16 protein-coding genes are annotated in these 15,483 nt (G+C 41.0%); 12 read left to right on the top strand and 4 right to left on the bottom strand.

The features are described 5' to 3' along the window. The first annotated feature begins 87 nt into the window (after positions 1-87). Together AAEM60_RS07260 and splB are read left to right on the top strand one after the other, a co-directional pair. Complete coding sequence (locus AAEM60_RS07260) at positions 88-333, top strand: transcriptional regulator SplA domain-containing protein (protein WP_299739885.1); 246 nt, start codon at positions 88-90, stop codon at positions 331-333. A 12-nt stretch (positions 334-345) separates the two neighbouring features. Continuing rightward, positions 346-1,374: a spore photoproduct lyase gene (gene splB / locus AAEM60_RS07265; protein ID WP_299739887.1), complete on the top strand. Its 1,029-nt coding sequence runs from the start codon at positions 346-348 to the stop codon at positions 1,372-1,374. A 46-nt stretch (positions 1,375-1,420) separates the two neighbouring features. Here splB and AAEM60_RS07270 read toward each other — a convergent pair whose 3' ends face one another. After that, positions 1,421-1,849 carry a phosphatase gene (locus AAEM60_RS07270; protein WP_341357736.1) on the bottom strand — a complete coding sequence of 143 codons (429 nt, stop codon included), beginning with the start codon at positions 1,847-1,849 and terminating at the stop codon, positions 1,421-1,423. A gap of 386 nt (positions 1,850-2,235) precedes the next feature. Here AAEM60_RS07270 and AAEM60_RS07275 point away from each other — a divergent pair, with 386 nt between their 5' ends. Continuing rightward, complete coding sequence (locus AAEM60_RS07275) at positions 2,236-3,480, top strand: dicarboxylate/amino acid:cation symporter (RefSeq protein ID WP_299739890.1); 1,245 nt, start codon at positions 2,236-2,238, stop codon at positions 3,478-3,480. Positions 3,481-3,541: 61 nt separating this feature from the next. On the opposite strand, the gene AAEM60_RS07280 is transcribed toward AAEM60_RS07275, so the two are convergent. Continuing rightward, entirely contained in the window at positions 3,542-4,948 is a 1,407-nt protein-coding gene (locus AAEM60_RS07280) for a deoxyribodipyrimidine photo-lyase (protein WP_299739892.1), read from the bottom strand. Positions 4,949-5,104: 156 nt separating this feature from the next. Here AAEM60_RS07280 and AAEM60_RS07285 point away from each other — a divergent pair, with 156 nt between their 5' ends. After that, on the top strand, positions 5,105-5,557 hold the full coding sequence (locus tag AAEM60_RS07285) for a helix-turn-helix domain-containing protein (protein WP_299739893.1): 453 nt from the start codon (positions 5,105-5,107) through the stop codon (positions 5,555-5,557). A gap of 55 nt (positions 5,558-5,612) precedes the next feature. Here AAEM60_RS07285 and AAEM60_RS07290 read toward each other — a convergent pair whose 3' ends face one another. Beyond that, a complete protein-coding gene (locus AAEM60_RS07290) occupies positions 5,613-6,137 on the bottom strand; it encodes a universal stress protein (RefSeq protein ID WP_299739895.1) in 525 nt (174 codons plus the stop codon). A 139-nt stretch (positions 6,138-6,276) separates the two neighbouring features. Between AAEM60_RS07290 and AAEM60_RS07295 the strand changes: the two genes are divergently transcribed. Continuing rightward, entirely contained in the window at positions 6,277-6,567 is a 291-nt protein-coding gene (locus AAEM60_RS07295; protein ID WP_299739897.1) for a hypothetical protein, read from the top strand. 245 nt (positions 6,568-6,812) lie between these two features. On the opposite strand, the gene AAEM60_RS07300 is transcribed toward AAEM60_RS07295, so the two are convergent. Continuing rightward, on the bottom strand, positions 6,813-8,870 hold the full coding sequence (locus tag AAEM60_RS07300; protein ID WP_299739899.1) for a sigma 54-interacting transcriptional regulator: 2,058 nt from the start codon (positions 8,868-8,870) through the stop codon (positions 6,813-6,815). Positions 8,871-9,044: 174 nt separating this feature from the next. On the opposite strand from AAEM60_RS07300, the gene yfcC reads away from it, so the two are divergent. The 7 genes from yfcC (at position 9,045) to AAEM60_RS07335 (ending at position 15,210) form a co-directional block, all read left to right on the top strand. Continuing rightward, complete coding sequence (yfcC, locus tag AAEM60_RS07305; RefSeq protein WP_341357737.1) at positions 9,045-10,547, top strand: putative basic amino acid antiporter YfcC; 1,503 nt, start codon at positions 9,045-9,047, stop codon at positions 10,545-10,547. 76 nt (positions 10,548-10,623) lie between these two features. Further along, on the top strand, positions 10,624-11,796 hold the full coding sequence (gene iadA / locus AAEM60_RS07310; RefSeq protein ID WP_299739902.1) for a beta-aspartyl-peptidase: 1,173 nt from the start codon (positions 10,624-10,626) through the stop codon (positions 11,794-11,796). Positions 11,797-12,211: 415 nt separating this feature from the next. Then, on the top strand, positions 12,212-13,483 hold the full coding sequence (locus tag AAEM60_RS07315) for an MFS transporter (protein ID WP_299739904.1): 1,272 nt from the start codon (positions 12,212-12,214) through the stop codon (positions 13,481-13,483). A gap of 369 nt (positions 13,484-13,852) precedes the next feature. Beyond that, complete coding sequence (sigY, locus tag AAEM60_RS07320; protein ID WP_299739906.1) at positions 13,853-14,392, top strand: RNA polymerase sigma factor SigY; 540 nt, start codon at positions 13,853-13,855, stop codon at positions 14,390-14,392. Beyond that, a complete protein-coding gene (locus tag AAEM60_RS07325) occupies positions 14,370-14,690 on the top strand; it encodes a YxlC family protein (protein WP_299739908.1) in 321 nt (106 codons plus the stop codon). The genes sigY and AAEM60_RS07325 overlap by 23 nt, the downstream gene beginning before the upstream one ends. After that, positions 14,687-14,899 (top strand): sigmaY antisigma factor component, encoded by a 213-nt coding sequence (locus tag AAEM60_RS07330; RefSeq protein WP_113971228.1) that lies wholly within the window; start codon positions 14,687-14,689, stop codon positions 14,897-14,899. Before AAEM60_RS07325 ends, AAEM60_RS07330 begins: the two co-directional genes overlap by 4 nt. Then, positions 14,896-15,210, top strand: a complete 315-nt coding sequence (locus AAEM60_RS07335; RefSeq protein WP_299739910.1) for a YbjQ family protein — start codon at positions 14,896-14,898, stop codon at positions 15,208-15,210. The genes AAEM60_RS07330 and AAEM60_RS07335 overlap by 4 nt, the downstream gene beginning before the upstream one ends. Positions 15,211-15,483 lie beyond the last annotated feature (273 nt).

Genomic DNA, 15,483 nt, shown 5'->3' on the forward strand with positions numbered 1-15,483 from the left:
TTTTTTTATAAACATCTTTTACCATCATATTTATCGGGAAGATAACAAAAAATGATAGTAATGACGTTTAGGAAAAAGGTGAAAAGAATGGAACTGAATGATCAATATATGCCCTATCAAGCAGGGGATGTCGTATATGTGATTTATCGAAACCCCCACACACAAAGTGTAGCCAACGTGCAGGAAGCAGCCATAGTACATGATCCGGAAAATCCGAATGAACTGGCATTATTTCTATATGAAACCTATTATCCGTTAACACATGAAATTGCGGTTTATTCTTCAGAAGCAGAAGCGGAGCAAGCCTATACTCAATCATTTGGAGACATGTAGGAGGGATGAAGCATGGTTAAACCGTTCGTGCCACAATTGGTCTACTTTGAACCGAATGCCTTGGAATATCCCCTCGGTAAAGAGCTCAAAGAAAAGTTTGAAAAAATGGAGGTGGAAATCCGGTACACAACTTCGCATAACCAGGTTCGTAATCTGCCTGGGGATAACCACTTTCAGAAATATCGCATTGCTAAATCCACATTAGTAGTTGGAGTAAGAAAAACGTTGAAATTTGATACATCCAAGCCGTCTGCTGAATATGCCATCCCTTTTGCAACAGGGTGCATGGGACACTGTCACTACTGCTATCTGCAAACAACGATGGGAAGTAAGCCGTATATCCGGACCTATGTCAATGTGGATGAAATCTTTGAGTCGGCGGACAAGTATATCGCGGAAAGAGCTCCTGAATTCACTCGCTTTGAAGCTGCCTGTACGTCCGATATCGTAGGGATTGATCATCTCACTCATACACTGAAACGAGCCATCGAACATTTTGGTGAATCCGAGTATGGCAAGCTTCGTTTCGTAACGAAATTCCATCACGTCGACCATCTGCTTGATGCAAAGCATAACGGGAAAACAAGGTTCCGGTTCAGCATCAACGCAGATTATGTGATCAAGAATTTCGAGCCTGGTACATCTCCCCTGGATAAGCGACTTGAGGCAGCAGGAAAGGTAGCGAGAGCAGGGTATCCATTAGGATTCATTGTGGCACCTATCTATATCCATGAAGGATGGCAGGAAGGGTATAAGCAAATGTTTGAACATTTGGAAGCTCACCTGCCGGAAGAAGCGAAAAAGGATCTGACCTTTGAATTTATTCAACATCGTTTCACAAAACCGGCTAAAAGGGTCATAGAGAAAAATTATCCGATGACTAAACTTGAACTAAACGAAGAAGAACGTCGATATAAGTGGGGGAAATACGGGATAGGCAAGTATATTTATCAGAAGGATGAGGAGCAGGAAATGAAAGATCATCTGTATGCGTATATGGAGAAGCATTTTCCGAAAGCGAAGCTGGAGTATTTCACATAAAAAAAAGGGACTGATTACAATAGAATTTCAGTTGTAATCAGTCCTCTTAATGTAGTTGTGGAAGGATGTTTTCTAAATCTTTCACTCGCATGGCAATCTCATCACAAATTTCTTGATAGTGTACCCATTCTTCAATAGGTGTCTTGGAACGCTTCCTTGGATTAGGCAAATTCCAATAGATGACCTTATCTTCTAATTCAGATGGAATCTCAATCTTATCATCAAATTCTGTATCCTGAATCGCAACAATAACCGAAGCATCACCAAGTTCATTCATCTCGATGCGCGAAAGCGGGTAGGTACTAATGTCGATACATAACTCTTTCATTGCTAAAACGCTGAATTCAGCACGACTCTCGGCAACCCAACCTGCACTTTTGAACGACCAATCCGACACATCGAGCTTCTCAGCCCACCCTTCAGCTATCAAGCTGCGCTGTTGACTACTTGAAAGAAAATAGACTGTTTTATTCATTTTAGGTATTTTCCTTTCTATTTTCATGCTGTTATTACTATTTACCCAACCACGTAGTATTTAATCATTAAATGTAAAAAAGAAAAGATTGGAATTCAATTCATAGTAAGATTGAATCATGTTTCTCCCTGTTATTGTGGGTGTAGTGGGATGAAATATAGTAAATATGTTTTAAATCTCCCATAAACTTCTTCAATTATTAAAAAAATCAGTATAATAGGGGAGGGAGAATGAAGAAGCTAGAGGGATGAAATCTGAATGGGAAGGCAGCTTGGCACGAATTGCAGACTGTTTTTTTGAAGGAAGAAGAGAGAATGGTTTTGCAAGCTTTAATTTAGGGTAAACATCTTTTAATTATTTTGTATTTTTTATGGGGAGGGACATCTATGAAGTTTAATTTAACAACGAAGATTATCATCGCCTTGATCTTGGGGGCGATTGTGGGATTACTGCTCAATATTTTTGCTAAAGATATATTTGATATATTAGATCCTTATCTATTTACTCCGTTAGGGAAGATTTTCCTTAACCTCATCAGCATGCTTGTCGTGCCAATTGTGTTTCTATCCATCGTCCTTGGATCTGCAGGTCTGGGTGACCCTAAGAAACTGGGGAGAATAGGATTGAAGACCATTGTATTCTTCTTGGTGACTACCTGTATAGCCATCGTGATTGGTCTATCTCTGGCTTATGTCATTGATCCCGGCCTGGTAGAGGGAATCGACAAAACACAATCAGAAGGTTTTGAAACCAAAGAAGCTCCTCCTGTGGGAGAGACTCTCATGAACATTATTCCAAAAAATCCACTCACGGCGATGACAGAGGGAAATATGCTGCAAATCATTGCATTTGCCATCTTTATTGGATTTGGATTAACAGCTTTAGGGGATAAAACAAAAGGAATATTGAAGCTTGTTGAACAAGGTAATGATCTTATGATGTACCTTGTGACACTCGTTATGAAATTCGCTCCATACGGCACATTCGGATTAATCGCTTCAGCAATAGGGAGCCAGGGTTTCAGTGCTTTGAAGGCGATGTGGCTGTATTTTGTCGTCGTTCTTGCAGCATTGATCATTCACGCCATCGTTACCTATGGTGGAACGATTCTCCTCCTGGCAAAGAAGAATCCGCTATGGTTCTTCAAGAATTTCAGTCCTGCGATGAGTGTAGGATTCAGTACATCAAGCAGTAACGCGACGCTTCCCATCTCAATGGATGTTGCACAGCAGCGTTTAGGCGTATCGAAATCAGTAAGCTCTTTCGTCCAACCATTAGGAGCCACCATCAACATGGATGGTACTGCCATCATGCAGGGGGTTGCGACCGTCTTTATCGCTCAGGTGTATGGTGTCGATTTATCATTGGAACAACTGATTACGGTTGTACTAACGGCTGTTTTAGCCAGCATCGGTACAGCAGGGGTTCCTGGTGTAGGATTAATCCTTCTTGCCATGGTATTAAGCAGTGTAAACCTGCCTGTAGAAGGAATTGGATTAATTCTGGGGATTGACCGCCTGCTTGATATGGCAAGGACGTCGATCAATATTTCAGGAGATGCAGCGTGTGCGCTGTTTGTATCAGAATCTGAGAAGAAACGTACAATTAAGGAACAAAGAGGAGAGGCGTGATCTCCTCATAAATTAAATCGAGTCTATGGCCTGTAAAGGCGATAGACTCGATTTTTTATATCTATTTTATTTCGTGGTAGCGATCTAATGCCCGATCCCTGGCGGCTTTATGGTCCACGATTGGATAGGGGTAATCTTCCCCCAGGATGACCCCGGCCCCTTCCAGAATCTCCACGGAAGCTTCTGAAGGTTTGTGGATATGTTTACTGGGAACATCTTTTAATTCAGGAACCCACATCCGGATATAAGTGCCTTCTTTATCGAATTTTTCACTTTGGAGGGTTGGATTGAAAATGCGGAAGTAGGGGGCTGAATCAAAGCCGGAGCCTGCAACCCACTGCCACCCCATTGAATTATTGGCGAGGTCTGCATCGATGAGTGTATTCGAAAACCACCTTGCGCCTTCTTGCCAAGGAATCAGTAAATGCTTGGTCAGGAACGATGCGACGATCATTCTGACACGGTTGTGCATGAACCCCGTTGCCCATAATTCTCTCATTCCTGCATCAACGATTGGATAGCCTGTCTCTCCTCTTGTCCATCTATTCCAATACTCCTTTTCCTTCTTCCATCGGAATTTCTTGAACTTCTCATTTACTGGCCGTGTGGTGGACTCAGGAAACTGAAGGAGGACGGAGTAGGAGAATTCTCTCCAAATCAATTGTTTAATGAACGGCTCCACTTGTGTACCTCCCATTTCAAGGAGTGAATGATACAAGCTTCTCACAGAAATGACACCAAGAGCTAAGTATGGGGATAAAGTGGAATGATGTCCTTCTGCAGGCATGTCTCTTCTTTCTGCATAGTCCTCGATGCTTTTTTGAACGAATGAATGATACCTTTTAATAGCAGCTTCTTCGCCGGGGTCCCAAATGCTTTCCATGATGTGAAACCAGGGTATAGAGGGTTTTAGACTTAAATCGATAAGTGATAGACCCTCGGCACCGAGCCTAGGGACCTCTAGTTTCTTAACAGGTAAGAGGGGTTTCGGGATTTCTTCCTTCCTTAATGATTTATAAAATGCCGAGTACACTTTATAAGGGGTGCCGTCCTCCTTTTTGACCTTCCAAGGCGGGAGGAGAAGTGTACCTTCAAATGTTTGAACATCTATTCCTTGTGAGGACAAAGAACGGGCTAATGTGAGATCCCGTTCATACACCTTTGGATCATATACCCGATTCCAGTAAACTGCTTGTGCATCGGTTTTCTTAACCCACTGAGGGAGAACATTTTCTACTTTTCCTCTATCCATCCATAGTCTTCCGTTAATCGTTTGAAGAGATGTTTGAAAGGCTTCTAAATTTTGATGCAGCCACCACTTCTTGGCTTCTCCGGTTGAAGCAGGAGAAGTTTCCTCATCCAAGATATAGAGAGGAATCACTTTTCCTTCTTGAGAAGCTTTGTAGAGAGCTGGGTGATCGTGAAGGCGAAGGTCTTGCCTAATAAGGACAATGATGCTTTTTGTCATGATTTTCCCTCCGTTGATTCGAATGCGTCTATTCTTAATCTAAAGTATAGTAAAATGGACAGAGTGATACAAAAATCAATGGGTTCAATCAAATATGTTTTAATAATTTTGAGATTAGTGTAATATTACACTAAAACGGAAATAAGGTGTGAATCGATGACAAAAGAAGAAATCGTTTTAATCATTTCAGATAAATTAAGGCTAATACGCACAGAAGCAGGGTATACACAGGACAAGATGGCGAACATCATCGGATTATCCAAAAAAACCCTTGTCCAAATAGAAAAAGGCAGAGTCATGGCCAGCTGGACCGCGGTCATTGCCGTCTGTGCATTGTTTAAAGATAGTGAAACCTTAACCACGAGTCTTGGGGGGGAACCTCTTGAAATCATAGAGACAATTGCTCGGGAAGGGATTGATTACCGGAAGGAAAAGACGTTAGGCGGGAAGGTCTGGTGGAAGGATTTGAAGAAGGATGATGAATACATACTTCAACAGAACCTTTTCAGTAAGCACTATCGAATATTAGATTTTGATGACTACCGAATTTATAGCAGCTTTGATGAAGAAAATGCCCATAAACGTTTTGATGAGTTAACAGGTGAGTAAAGAAAGGGAGGGACGGACCTTGCAAGGTCCGTCCCTCCCTTTCTGATATTTAATTTTATTTTACAACCAATACACTGGATTCACAGTTTTGAGTGACTTTTTCACTGACGCTTCCGAGTACCCATTTTTTCATACCGGACTTACCGCTGCTTCCGACCACTACCAGGTCTGCCTGGATTTCTTTGGCATATTCACATATGCGTTTTGCTTCTGAACCGGATAGGTGAATATAGTTTGCTTCAATCCCGTAAGGAGAAAGTTTTTCCTTTGCATTTTTTAAAAAGTGATGTGTAGAGGAGGGGGTCTTGATTTCATGACGTTCTTCCTCCGTCGAATGAGTTTTGTTGTCCGGTGAAACCGATAAATTCCCCATATAATTATTATCAAACCCTGGTGATGTATCTGCCAGTGCATGGGTGGGAGTATAGTTATCATGGGTTTGATTGGCTATCTTTTCATCTGATATATGGAGTACGGTTAATTTTGTATCTATAGAACCTTTTATTAATTTCTGCACTTCATCCAATGCTTTCTTGCTTCCATCTGTTTCATCGTAGGCTAACAAAATATGTCTATACATTAAAATCACCTCAATATTGGGATATCTACTATTTACCCCAATATATGAATTATAATCTTTTTCAGGAAAATCCCTCATAAATCGAGACAATCACACGAAATATTATGGTAAATTATTTCTACTAAGGAGAGAAAAGGATATGGATAAAATGCATCCAATCATCAGAAAGTGTATTGAACACTTAACGAAAATCAATACTGATGAGAAAACACGGCAAATCGTGTATATGTATTTGAAATCTCTTCAAACTTTAAATGAAGAAGAATCCCATGGAAACTACGATCCAACCATTCGAAAATGTATTCAGCATTTAAAGGTATTAAACGCTGATGATCAAACCTGTCAGGTTGTATTTACCTATATGAAAGCTATTCAGGAAAACGGTGAATGGAATGCAGAATATATAGGTGCAGATTCAACATTGGCTTAATAACAAAAAGAAAGAGCAGAACGGAGGAAGATCCTTTCTGCTCTTTCTATTTGATTAAAATTCATATAATAGCAGGAATAATGTTCAGTTTGAATGGTTCTGATTACAGCATGCTGATAATCCAACCAATGACAACAATTGCTCCAACGACCATTAAGATTGTACGTATCATTAAAATCACCTCGACTTATCGTATCAATGAAATATGCTTTGTATTTCTAACCGGTTAATGTAAAGTTACCCTGTTAACGAATAGTTAAAACCTTCTCCACATTATTATTTAGCCAGGCTACTCCTTCAGGCGTTATTTCTGTTCCAATTCTCCCTCTCTGGATACATACATAGCCTAAATCCTGGAGTTCGTTTAGTCTTGTCCTAATTTGTTGAACGGATAGAGGAGTGGAGCTTCGTTGCAGGCAAGAATAAATCTTTTGTCTGCTGGCTCGTTTTCCTTCTTCGAAAAATTCAACTAAAGCGGAAAGGATATTTACATACTCTCCTGATTTTGACATGGTGATGGCCGGAGGAGATAGGTTATCCTTAGTATGCACTTTACCTTTAAAATTATTATCATTTTTCGGTAATTGATGTACCGTTAGACGATTTTGTTCTGCAACGGTGATCATGTAAAGCAGCGTATTTTTAAGTTCGCGTATATTCCCACTCCATGGTGCTTTCTTCAATGCATCTAATACAGCCACGTCGATTGTAGAGATTTTGCTTTGTTCCATTCGGAGGAAATTCTCAATGAGGAGGGGGATATCTTCGCTGCGATCCTGCAGACTTGGCAGCTGCAAAGATAGAACTTTCAGACGGTGATAGAGATCTTCACGAAACGTTCCTTCAATTATTAAGGCTTGGAGATCCCTGTTCGTTGCAGCAATGATCCTGACATCAACAGGGATGTTTTTGTTTCCTCCGATCCGTCTGATTTCCATTTCCTGAAGAACCCTCAGGAGTCTGGCTTGAAGCTTTAGGCTAATATCACCGATCTCATCAAGAAACAAGGTCCCGCCATCAGCTTGTTCAAACAATCCTTTTTTACCTCCTTTTTTTGCGCCTGTGAATGCTCCGTCCTCATAGCCGAATAATTCACTTTCTAATAGATCCTCGGGCAGGGCGCTGCAGTTAACGGCAAGATACGGACTGTTTTTTCGGGAAGAATCATTGTGCATAGCGCTTGAAAACAACTCTTTCCCTGTGCCTGTTTCCCCATAGATTAGAACCGGGAGCTCACTTTGAGCGAGTTTTTTGGCAATCATTTTTGTTTCATTAATGATTGCGCTGTTACCCAGTATGCTATCAAATGTATATTTCGCAATATACCCTCTTCGCTGAAGCTCCCGTTTACGGACCTTTTCCATCTCAATGGTCTCTTCCATATCTTTAAACGTTGCAACGATGACTCCTTCTGCCTTCAAACGGAAACGATAGACCATTACATTCTGCTGACGGAGAGTGAAATATTGTTGATCTTCATCCTGTTGCGATGTCAAAAAGTGATTGAGCTCGATATTCTTGAACACCCTGTTTAGTTTTTTTCCTTTCGCATGGGCAGCTGTAATCCCGACCATTCGTTCAAGCACTTCATTGAATACGGTAATTTCTCCGTCTTCCTGAAAGGCGAGGATACCATCATTTACACCATCCACTACTTTATTTAAAAATTTATTTAACGTTTTTGCCCGTCGATTGATGGCGCCCAGTTTTTGACTGAGCTCGATGATCTTTCTCGTATAGCGGTCGGTAATATCAAAGGTTAACTGCTCTGACAACTGAAAGTGGTAGATGATTTTCATAATGGTATTCAAATCGATCAGTCTTACACCGATATCGATTTTGCTGGGAATGGAAGGTGGTATGCTTGCCGTTTCCCCTGGTGAGATGGCAATATCAATTTGTCTAGGGTAGTCTCCGGTTGGGGAGTATGGAATGTAATCGACGTGATCTATTCCTAATCGTTTCAATGTAGAGACAGCTTCTTGAGCCGTCTCGATAAAGTCATTCACATATAAAATCTTTTTTCCCGGAGGTAACTCGAAAATACGATCTATGTATTCATAATTGACGGTGCGGCGAGCTTTAATGATGGTGCATGAATCGAAATCGATATATTCTTTCACTTCTGGTGCGATGAGCGCAGAAGAATAAACAATCAATTTATTGGTGAAATACGTAGGAATTCCTTCATCACAAGCATAACTCGTAATATTGATCAGTTCTCCAAAAACGGATTGTAATTGTTGCTTAAGAGCTCTTTCTGTTTCCTTTGTTCCAGCTAATAGAATTAATTCATGTTTCATACGTCTCCCCCTTATGGTTTAATTGGTTGATAAGTGTTTTATTGGTTAAGTATATTTTAACCGATAATAACCATTAGTGCACCCAAAGTTTGTATTTTCAGATAATTATAGATTGGCACGGAACTTGCATGTACATATGTGAAACAAATCATACTGTCAAACGGGGGGAAAGAAATGGAGAAAGAACAAAAAGCCTGGAAGGTGCCGCATACATTTATTATTGTTTTTTTCGTTGTACTGGCAGCTGCAATTTTAACGTATGTCGTACCAAAGGGGCAATTCACGACAGAAGAAATCACATTTATGCAGGATGGAGAAGAACAAACCAAAACGGTATTAAATCCTGATTCGTTCAGTTATTTAAAGGATGATGATGGGAATCTAATTAGAGAAGGAACCAGTCTTTTCGAGCCGGGTGGCGGAATTGGATTCCTTAATTATGTATTTGAAGGTCTTGTATCAGGGGATAAATGGGGGTCGGCTGTAGGTGTTGTGGCCTTTATCTTAATCATTGGTGGTGCCTTTGGCATCATTATGAAGACAAGGGCCATTGAGGAAGGGATCCTAAAGGTCATTGAGAGGACGAAAGGAAAGGAATCTCTCATCATCCCAATTATGTTCTTCTTGTTCTCATTAGGGGGAGCCGTGTTCGGGATGGGGGAAGAGGCCATTGCCTTTGCCATGATACTCGTTCCAATCATGATTGCGATTGGGTATGATGCCATCACTGGAATCATGATCACTTACGTGGCGACTCAAATCGGTTTCGCCACTTCATGGATGAATCCATTCGGAGTGGCTATCGCACAAGGTGTTTCAGGTGTACCGGTTCTTTCGGGATCAGGTTTCCGTATTGTGATGTGGATTGTCTTTACACTTGTGGGGATCATTTACACATGGAGATATGCTGTAGCGATTCGAAAGGAACCTAAACGGAGTCTTTCTTACGCTTCTGATGAATACTTCCGTAAAGAAGGCAGAGTACAAGACCTAAATACGAAATTTACTTTGGGTCATTCACTTGTCATATTAACGGTTGCAGTAGGTATTGCTTGGATCATTTGGGGAGTAGTGGAACACGCTTACTATATTCCGGAGATTGCGAGCCAATTCTTTACGATTGGATTAGTAGCAGGAATCATTGGCGTTCTGTTTAAATTGAATGGAATGTCATGGGATGATATAGCAGATGGATTCATCGACGGGGCGAAGGATTTATTGCCGGCTGCCTTAGTTGTAGGTATGGCAAAAGGAATCGTCATTATCCTTGGTGGAGATTCACCTGACGCACCATCTGTATTAAATACGATGTTATATGGAGCAGGGCAAGTGGTTGGGGATTTCCCTGAAGCCATTTCTGCCTGGTGTATGTATTTATTCCAGTCTGTATTCAATTTCTTTGTTGTATCTGGTTCCGGTCAAGCCGCTTTAACAATGCCTTTAATGGCTCCACTTGCAGATATTGCCGGAGTCTCTCGTCAAGTAGCGGTCCTTGCCTTCCAATTAGGAGATGGATTAACCAATATTCTTGTGCCGACCTCTGCTGCCTTACTTGGTACACTTGGAGCAGCCCGTGTCGATTGGGGAATATGGGCGAAATTTATTACTAAATTCATGCTGATTCTATTCGTTCTTTCATCGATCTTTGTGATAACGGCAACATTCATCGGTTTCTGATTTGATTTATAGTGCCGAACCTTTATCGAAAGGTTCGGTACGATTGTATGAATAAGAAATGAAGGGAGCAAACATCATGCTGACATTAATTCAAAACGGAGAAGTTTATGCTCCAGAATATTTAGGGAAAAAGGATATATTAATAGTAGATAATAAAATAGGTTTTATTGAAGATAAGATTGAACCTCCTCATCAATTTGTGGATATAAAGATTGTGGATGCAACTGGAAAGTATGTTGTACCTGGATTCATAGACTCACACGTACATATTATGGGTGGAGGCGGCGAGGGCAGCTTTCGTACAAGAACACCGGAAATTCAACTGACTCAGGCCACGCTTGCCGGTATCACGACGCTTGTTGGTGTGATAGGAACAGATGGAACGACAAGAACGATGGCGAGCCTTGTAGCGAAAGCAAAGGGTCTTGAAGAAGAGGGAATTACCTGCTACGCGCAAACCGGTTCTTATCAAGTACCATTAAAAACGCTTACTGGAAAAATTGAAGACGATATTATTTTAGTAGACCGCATCATAGGAGTAGGCGAAGTGGCAATTGCTGACCACCGCTCATCTCAACCCACGGTAAATGAATTAACGAAAATTGCTTCTGCTGCCCGAATTGGCGGCATGCTGTCAGGCAAATCGGGAATTGTCAATGTTCATGTAGGAGATAGTCATGACCATTTAAAGCTTCTAGAGGAAATAGTCGACACAACGGATATTCCGATTAAACAATTCTATCCAACTCATATTAATCGAAATGCCCATCTATTTGAAGCAGGGATTCAATATGCTCAAAGGGGTGGTTATGTAGACTTTACGACCAGTACGATTCCACAATTTCTCGAAGATGGCGAAGTGAAATGCAGTAAAGCGCTAAAACGCATGCTGGATGCAGGTGTGCCAGTTGAACAAATCACATACACCTCGGATGGACAAGCAAGCCTGCCTAATTTTGATGGGGACGGCGAGCTGATAGGATTACAGATTGGCCAGGTTTCCAGTTTATACTGTGAAGTGAAAGACGCTGTTCTGGAAGAAGGGATTCCTTTGGAAACAGCCATTAAAGTCATTACATCAAATCCTGCCAAAATCCTGAAATTAAAGCAAAAAGGTCACGTTGAGGCTGAAAAAGACGCTGATCTGGTGCTGTTGGATAAAAATACACTTGAAGTAAACACGGTGTTTGCCAAGGGGAAGTTGATGGTAGAGAACGGGGAAGCAATAGTGAAGGGCACGTTTGAATAATTGTTTGGTTTTAAATAGCTTGGAGCCGTGGGGCTCTGGGCTATTTTTTTTGTGTATGTATGGATTGAATACGTGGCGATTTAGTGTGCTGGTTTGGCCAATAGATGGTAAAGTGGCAGGGTATTGTTGGTTGAACTCAGAGAGAGGTTCACAATTTGGCACAACAAATACCAAAAGTGGCTCAATAAACAACAAAACTGGCACAACAACCCCCGATTTTGGCACAAGTGGGTTACTGAAATGACTATAATACACAATGGGGTATGTAGATTCCTACGCTTTTTTTGTTAGACTTCCAGCCTCCCGATCCACATCCGACCACAGACGGAGGAAAAAACCACCAATAGACCCTCAAGTTCACTTAACCTTCCTTATATGATAAAGATAGTTAATCATTGATGGGAGACGGTTATTCATGAAAAAAATGATCGAAATCTTTAAGAATCCAATATTTCTAAAGTTATTTTTTGCTAATTTCACTTCGCATATGGGAAGTGTGATTGGTTTGACTGCCTTTATGTTTTATCTGCTGGATCGGTTTTCCGAGCAACCCATGTATGCTTCCCTGACTGAAATGATGTACTCATTACCCACTCTTCTCGTCTTCTTTCTTGTTGGAGTATTCGCTGACAGAATGGACCGGCAAAAAATCGCCTATCACTGTGATACAATCAGTGCGTTCCTTACACTTTTATTATTCGGGGCCATCTACATTGGCTGGCTGCCCCTCATATTTACGATCTTGTTTCTACGAAGCGGCGTTCAGAAGTTTTTCTTTCCTGCTGAACAGGGGATATTGCAAGGAGTGCTTTCGAAAGATGATTATTCAACGGCCGCCGGCTTGAATCAGATGGTGATGAGCTTGTTTATGTTACTTGGAAATGCAGTGGCCATCTTTGTATATTGGACGGCGGGGATCTACGGTGCGATTGCAGTCGATTTTGTTACATTCGTTATTTCTGCCATCTTAATCAGGAAATGTATCATTCCTGAAGAGGTTCGTCTTCCAAACGGCAAGCATACGTGGACAGACTTGAACATTCAGTCTGTGAGGAAGGATTTTACAGCGGGGATGAATTATATTCTGAATCACAAGCTGTTGTTATCCTTAATTGGAGGGTTTGTCGTATTTGGAATTGTGAACGGCGGATTCTCGGTCATTCCTATTTTTATATTGAAATATAAATTAGCCCCAGAGTCTTATGAAGAATATTCGATTCTATTAGGTGTCGCATTCGGCGCGGGTGTATTGATCGGCAGTATCTTCTCTTCGATGCTTGCTCAGAAGTATAAGTTTCATGTGTTGATCGTTGCAGGGCTGGTTATTTCCGGAACATTTATCATCGCAGCATCTTTTGCGCCTGCGACTTGGATCTTCCTCACGATCATCTTTTTTGCCGCATTGGGGTTACCCCTTGTGAATATTGCCATCGGAGGATGGATGCCGAGCATCATTGATCCAAAAATGATGGGCAGGGTGCAAGGGTGGATCAATCCTCTTATGATGCTGTCACAATCGATTACACTGGGAGTGATTGCCTTGACATTCCCTACCGTCGTAACCGTTGAAATGCTCTACTGGCTCGTTGGAGGATGCCTAATCATAGTAGGTATCTTCTACACCATCATTCTACCTAAATATGTGAAAGAAGAAAAGAATGCTCAGCCTGCTGTTCTGAATGGCTAAGTGAGATTCCCTCTATGAATAGAAAAGGGCTATTCATAGAGGGCTTTATTGTGGGATTTCCCGAAAAGTTTGTTGCTATTTTAGAGAAGAAGTAGTTGATTTCCGCTACAGGATGCTCGCTTTCCGCGGGGCTGGCTCGGCCGAACGCTAGCTGCAAGCGGAGCGGTTCTCCTCACCATCCAGCACACACTGATTGACAGAGCCCTGGCAGATCCAATGTTATAAAGAAACAATCTTTGCGAAAAAAGGCTTTTGAAAATAGAATGAAAATATTTCAAAAAAAGTATAATGATTTTATGAACGATTTTTCTTCTTGTGCGTCTTATTAATGAACTCGCAGGCTGGGGTGGAAAGAAAGGACAGTAAAGGATGGAAGAGAGAGATCTGATCAAACGGGCGAAAAAAGGGAATCACGAAGCCTTTGCTATTCTTTTTCGAGAGCATTATCCTTTTCTAGTGAAATACTTAATGAAAGTGACAATGAATCGGGATCAGGCAGAGGAGCTTGCTCAGGATACAATGGCAAAATGTGTAGAGAAGATTCATCAATACAATGGGAAATCAAAATTTTCATCATGGCTGATTTCCATCGCAACCAATCGTTATATTGATCTGCAGCGTAAAAAGAAAAGAGAACAGAACTGGCAGAATGAAGAAGTGAACGTTAGAAAATTAAAATGGGAGATGGAGTCAAGGAATGAAGAATGGAATGATGTGCTGGCAGCCCTATCCACACTATCAGAAGATATCAGGCTCCCTATCATCCTTAAACATTACTACGGTTATTCCTATGAAGAGATTGGTCAAATGACAGAAGTGCCACCTGGGACAGTGAAATCCCGTGTTCATCATGGGATCATCCGGCTGAGGAAGGAGTTGAAAATAGATGAACAATCATCAGGAACATAACGATGAATTAAAGAAATTACTGGAGGAGGGATTCCAGTCAATTGATGAAGACATTGACGAAAGCACCCCGTCCCTGCAGTGGTTCGAGCAATTAGTAGAGGATAAGCAAGTGGAGCTTAAAGCAAGGTTTAAACGAGATCTCACCATCTTTCTTCTTCTGGCCTGTTGTATCTTGACTGTGTTTTCCCTTACGTTATTTCAAATGCCAATTCTATTTCTTCTCCTTCAAGTCGCCATCTTTGTGGGAGCCTCGATCTTTACTGGCATAACATATACGAAAAAGGTGAAAAGGATATGACGAAAGAAGAACTATATATTTTACCCCTTGTCATTCCGATCCTTCTGACTCAAAGTATTTACCTGTTTATCGATGCCCGGAAGAACGGACATAACTATTGGTTCTGGGGGATCTGGGGATTGATTCAGTGCCCGTTTCCACTTATCTTTTATTTCATATTTGCAAAGAAGATTTGGAGAAAATTCAAGGCAGGGGAGAGGGAATCATGATTATTGTGACAACCGATTTTGTACCAGGTAAAGAAGTAAAAGAATTAAAAGGATTTGTAAGGGGTAGTACCGTACAAGCCAAGCATATTGGCAAAGACATTATTGCCGGTCTTAAAACTATTATTGGTGGAGAAATAAGCGAATACAGTGAGTTGATGGAGGAGGCAAGGAAACAGGCGATAGATCGTATGATGGAAGAAGCTTCTCAAAAAGGTGCAAATGCCGTTATTGCCGTTCGTTTAGAAACCTCTGCCGTCATGCAGAATGCTTCAGAAATTATTGCTTACGGAACGGCTGTCGTCGTGGAATAAATGAAAAGTGAAAGCGTAGAATAATGGTGGTTCACTATTGATGTGGTATCACATATAGTATATAGAAAATTAATAATAAAAATAATATTGACACAATTTCAAGCGTATAGTATGGTTATTAATGGAATTAATAATAAAAATGAATGGAGGGTTTGTGATGATGAAAGTGTATACAATTCATGGAGTACCAGCAGCCAATTTCATATCATCACATAACCAGTAACTCCTTAATCATTCTGAAATATGAATATTAATGGCACAGGTTATGCATAT

Source organism: Rossellomorea sp. y25 (assembly GCF_038049935.1).
In the GTDB taxonomy this organism is placed as follows: domain Bacteria; phylum Bacillota; class Bacilli; order Bacillales; family Bacillaceae_B; genus Rossellomorea.

Bases quoted from the DNA above. Each gene is read 5' to 3' on its own strand.
- iadA (WP_299739902.1), top strand. From the start codon at position 10,624: ATGCTGACATTAATTCAAAACGGAGAAGTTTATGCTCCAGAATATTTA.
- sigY (WP_299739906.1), top strand. From the start codon at position 13,853: ATGGAAGAGAGAGATCTGATCAAACGGGCGAAAAAAGGGAATCACGAA.
- splB (WP_299739887.1), top strand. From the start codon at position 346: ATGGTTAAACCGTTCGTGCCACAATTGGTCTACTTTGAACCGAATGCC.
- AAEM60_RS07300 (WP_299739899.1), bottom strand. From the start codon at position 8,870: ATGAAACATGAATTAATTCTATTAGCTGGAACAAAGGAAACAGAAAGA.
- AAEM60_RS07275 (WP_299739890.1), top strand. From the start codon at position 2,236: ATGAAGTTTAATTTAACAACGAAGATTATCATCGCCTTGATCTTGGGG.
- AAEM60_RS07335 (WP_299739910.1), top strand. From the start codon at position 14,896: ATGATTATTGTGACAACCGATTTTGTACCAGGTAAAGAAGTAAAAGAA.
- AAEM60_RS07315 (WP_299739904.1), top strand. From the start codon at position 12,212: ATGAAAAAAATGATCGAAATCTTTAAGAATCCAATATTTCTAAAGTTA.
- AAEM60_RS07330 (WP_113971228.1), top strand. From the start codon at position 14,687: ATGACGAAAGAAGAACTATATATTTTACCCCTTGTCATTCCGATCCTT.
- AAEM60_RS07325 (WP_299739908.1), top strand. From the start codon at position 14,370: ATGAACAATCATCAGGAACATAACGATGAATTAAAGAAATTACTGGAG.
- yfcC (WP_341357737.1), top strand. From the start codon at position 9,045: ATGGAGAAAGAACAAAAAGCCTGGAAGGTGCCGCATACATTTATTATT.
- AAEM60_RS07295 (WP_299739897.1), top strand. From the start codon at position 6,277: ATGGATAAAATGCATCCAATCATCAGAAAGTGTATTGAACACTTAACG.
- AAEM60_RS07290 (WP_299739895.1), bottom strand. From the start codon at position 6,137: ATGTATAGACATATTTTGTTAGCCTACGATGAAACAGATGGAAGCAAG.
- AAEM60_RS07260 (WP_299739885.1), top strand. From the start codon at position 88: ATGGAACTGAATGATCAATATATGCCCTATCAAGCAGGGGATGTCGTA.
- AAEM60_RS07285 (WP_299739893.1), top strand. From the start codon at position 5,105: ATGACAAAAGAAGAAATCGTTTTAATCATTTCAGATAAATTAAGGCTA.
- AAEM60_RS07270 (WP_341357736.1), bottom strand. From the start codon at position 1,849: ATGAATAAAACAGTCTATTTTCTTTCAAGTAGTCAACAGCGCAGCTTG.
- AAEM60_RS07280 (WP_299739892.1), bottom strand. From the start codon at position 4,948: ATGACAAAAAGCATCATTGTCCTTATTAGGCAAGACCTTCGCCTTCAC.